The organism is Paenalicyclobacillus ferrooxydans, from assembly GCF_001399675.1.
Taxonomy (GTDB): Bacteria; Bacillota; Bacilli; order Alicyclobacillales; family Alicyclobacillaceae; genus Alicyclobacillus_B; species Alicyclobacillus_B ferrooxydans.
Map to the genome: position 1 here is coordinate 1 of NZ_LJCO01000066.1, position 3471 is coordinate 3471.

Here is a 3471-nt window from a genome sequence, read left to right on the forward strand (position 1 = left end):
AGGAGATGCTGAAATACCTTGACCATCCTTTTCAGCTTTCCGTTCAAGCGAGGCGTGCGAACTACACGGACTTTCTGAAACATGCAGAAGTGACCATCAACGAAGCGGTCAGGGGATATCAGAACCAGCCATTTGCAGAATACGCCGAGTCGTTAAAAGGCTACTTGAGAGAGGAAGCACAAAAGCCACGCACAGACCGTTCAAACTTGATTGTTATCGGTGTGTTACCAAAGGTCGGCGGGGAAAACGAGAAGGCTCAAATCGAACGCCTTGAGCGGGAACAAGGTTACGTGGAAGCAGGCATTTCAAGCATGGGGCTTCCATACGAGGTTCTAGACCCCATAGAGAGTATCGAGGCGATACAAAATTTCTGGAATCGAGAAAGAGCGGTGTCTCAAAGGTATAGGGATGCGTTTGCCAACCAAGTTCACGCCCCGCGTGTAAATGGCGCGGATGTGGAGGTGACCGATATTGTTTAAGTTAAGCCAGCGAAAGCAAGGTTCTAAAAAAGTGTACCTTGACGATCCAAGTGTTCTTGGAGAGAACGCGCCAACATTTCATGACTTAATGACACTGGCAGATGGGATAGAAGTGAACTCGACAGAAATTTACGTATCACCAAGTGGGTTCACAAAGACTTACTACGTAACAGGGTTACCCTCCACGATTCATTTTGGCTATTTGAATCGTTTCTTTCATGTTGGCGCCGACGTCCATATTTCCATTCATGTAGAGCCGGCCGATTCTACACTGGCTATCTCCAAGAGGACGAAAATGATGACCAGGCTTGAGGCCGAAATCCTCGCTGAGCAAAAGGCAGGCACCAACAAGGCCATTGCATTTTACCAGCAAGAGTACCAACTGTTAGAGAAAGAACGTGAGGAACTTCGTCTTGGCGTCGAAAGGCTGTTTTATACGACTATTATTTTTGCAGTGAGTTCACCCAACCGCGAGGAGTTTCTCAGCGCATGTGAACGTATTGAGCGAGAAGGTTTTGAGGGATTCATGATTCGGCAAGCGTATCAGGAGCATGATCTCGGATTTCGATCCGTGGCCCCGATAGGAGAAAACCTCCTTCGACATCCGATAGAGATGACTTCAAGTGCATTAGCAAATGCCTTCCCTTTTACGAACAGTCGATTCAGTCATGAGTATGGTATTCCGATTGGTATCGATTGGTCCTCCGGTCATCTGAATAGATACGATCCTTGGCATGAGAAACTAGCCAATTCAAACATGATTATCATCGGAACTTCGGGAGCCGGGAAGAGCTATCTGGTAAAGGGCTTGGTTGCAAGAGGAGCTGCGTTTGGCATTCGGTTTGTCATCATCGATTACGAGGGAGAGTACACAGCCGTTGTGAAGGCACTTGGGGGTGCGTCGATTCGGATTGATGAACGATCACCGTATCGAATGAATCCATTTGAATTAGAAGAAGAGGAAGAGAAGTTACAGGATGGAACGCTTCATCGGTTTGTCGATGTGAAAGAGAAGATCTCAGAAATGGAACGCTTTATCGTCAGTATGGCGCATTTACATTCTGGAGACCGATTAGACGCGTACAATGCAGCTGCGATAAACACACTGCTACAAACACTGTATGAAGAGGATTTTTGCTTTACCTCTGATCCGGAGTCACTGTACGAAAGGAGAGATAGCTGGGAGCGAAACGCCAATGGAGATCGCCTCATTTTACGTGTCAAGAGACAACAACCTTGTTTCTCTGATTTTTTCGCGAAACTCGAACAAAAGGCGGAAACGGACCCTCGCTTAGAGGAACTGGTCATGCGTCTTCGTCGGTTTCACAGGGGAGGGACGGAAGGGATGTTTGATTGCTATAGCAATGTAGAGCTATCCGATGCCCCAATCATTCATTTCGATCTCTCATCGCTGCCAGAGAAAAGTCATGCACGTCGGCTTGGCATGCAGGTTACATTCGAGTGGGTTCTGGAGAAGTTCATCAAGAAAAACGTTCACATCAAGAAGTGTGTGGTTTCGGACGAGACGCAAAAGATGCTCGAACTGGAGGACACCGCACGGTTTATTGAAGACGTATTTCGTCGGATTCGGAAGCGTTCTGGAGCTGCGGTGGCTGCGAGCCAAGATTTCCGCAAGTTTGCAGATAATGAGTTTGGTCGTGCGATTGTTCAGAACTCAGCAACCAAGGTTTTACTTCGGCAGGACAAAAACGATAAAGCTGCCGTTATGGAAGTCTTCGGTCTGGAAGAACGAGAATTTGACGATCTGGTGGGGTATAGAAAGGGAATGGGCCGCTGGTGGGCAGGTGGAGAGGTATTCTACAACGTCCTAAATTCCTTTGCTGAAGAGGAACAACTATTCTCCACCACATTTGTTCAGTCGGAACATCAGCTGGCACTGCAACGAGATCGAGTGATGATACGATGAACTGGTTTGATAACCTCATTGCCAACTTAATCAACGCTATTGCAAATGGCCTGCAGGCATTACTGAATCACACCATTGTTTCAGGTGACAATGTAACCGGGAACGTCATGGGGAATGTGATTCTTACAGGGTTCTTTCCAAGTGCCCATATTCCGGCTTGGGGAACAGGAAGTTTTGCAGACGTCATGGATGCGAAAGCAGTCACCTCCCTCCAACCGTTCGCTGATGCGTTTTGGGTGTTTGGCTGGACTTTTCTGCTCGTCGCATTGTATTTACTTGTGATCCAGGTATCTGGTGCAGCCAACAGCGCAATTCAACGGGAACGGTTAAAAAGTGGATGTGTAGGGCTCATTCTCGCGTCGGTCATGATGTGGGTCGGACCACACTTTGCCGTCCTTATCACGCAACTTTTCTACTATCCAAGCGATTATTTTCTGACACTGAACCCATTGATGAAATGGACATCACTCGACACCAGCGGTGGCCAAGGTCTTCTGAACTCAGTGGTCAATTTTCTACAGGCAATCTTGTCGCTGGTTGTGTGGCTTGTTTATGAGTTTCGAAAGGTGTTCTTGTATGTTTGGATGTTGTTTTTTCCACTAGCCATGGCTTTTCATGCAAACGAGCGGACGAAATCAATCGCGAAAATGTGGTGGACGGAATGGATTTATCAAATGGCGATACCACTTGGCCAGGCGATTGTATTTGGCATCGCAAGTGCAGTAGCCAGTCCAATTAACAGCACGTCGCTAACCATTGAAGATATCTTCGTTGCGCTGGCAGGAACCATTGGTCTCTTGGCTTCAGCCGTGTATGTAAGAAAACTAATTGAGGCTGTCGCGCACAGTTTCGGTGCGTCGATGGTCGGGTTTAATGGAGGTGCACGGCTAGGACAATTTGCGGCTCTCGGGTTAAGTGCTTATGCTGCAGACGTCGGGGGCAAGATGGCCGTAAAAGGTGCCGCCAAAGCCATTGGGACACCCGCCAAAGCCGTTTTTAGAGCGATGGACAACATGCCTTCCGTACGTGCCAAAGCGGAGAAGGCAGTCAAAGAGCGTCCAGAAG

The 3471-nt window shown here is 48.0% G+C and carries 1 protein-coding gene and 2 pseudogenes; all 3 read left to right on the forward strand.

Annotation, left to right across the window (positions count from 1 at the left end; all coding sequences use genetic code 11):
- A pseudogene (locus AN477_RS25065) lies at positions 1–479 on the forward strand (hypothetical protein); the annotation flags it as partial.
- Entirely contained in the window at positions 472–2406 is a 1935-nt protein-coding gene (locus AN477_RS15125; RefSeq protein ID WP_245631845.1) for a VirB4 family type IV secretion system protein, read from the forward strand. The pseudogene AN477_RS25065 and the gene AN477_RS15125, both read left to right, overlap by 8 nt.
- Positions 2403–3471 (forward strand): annotated as a pseudogene (locus AN477_RS15130) (hypothetical protein); the annotation flags it as partial. The gene AN477_RS15125 and the pseudogene AN477_RS15130, both read left to right, overlap by 4 nt.